General features: G+C 64.2%; 1 protein-coding gene. It reads right to left on the bottom strand.

Features of this window, described 5'->3' with window-relative positions; translation table 11 throughout:
* On the bottom strand, positions 1-265 hold a 265-nt coding region (locus SB771_RS34975), incomplete at both ends, for a transposase zinc-binding domain-containing protein (RefSeq protein WP_410722039.1).

The following is a 265-nucleotide window of genomic DNA, read 5'->3' as shown; positions in this document are numbered from 1 at the left end:
CGCCAATCTGGGCGCCGAGATGCCTGGGATCCCCGGCGATCGTGCGCAGCGTGTCAGCGGCGATGTCGAGCAGCAGGCCGTAGATGATCCGTTTGTTGTACCCGGCAATCGCACTGATGGGTGCGGGAAGCGTGAAGACGACGTGGAAGTACTCAACGGGTAGCAGATCGGCCTGGCGTGCGTTCAGCCAGCGGTGTGCGGCGCTGGCCTGGCACTTCGGGCAATGCCGGTCCCGGCACGAGTTGAAGGACACCTCTGTTCTTCC

The organism is Burkholderia sp. SIMBA_051 (genome assembly GCF_046534915.1).
Lineage (GTDB): Bacteria > Pseudomonadota > Gammaproteobacteria > Burkholderiales > Burkholderiaceae > Burkholderia > Burkholderia ambifaria.
Note: the sequence above shows the minus strand (reverse complement) of the source record. Positions and strands in the feature narration are given on the sequence as shown.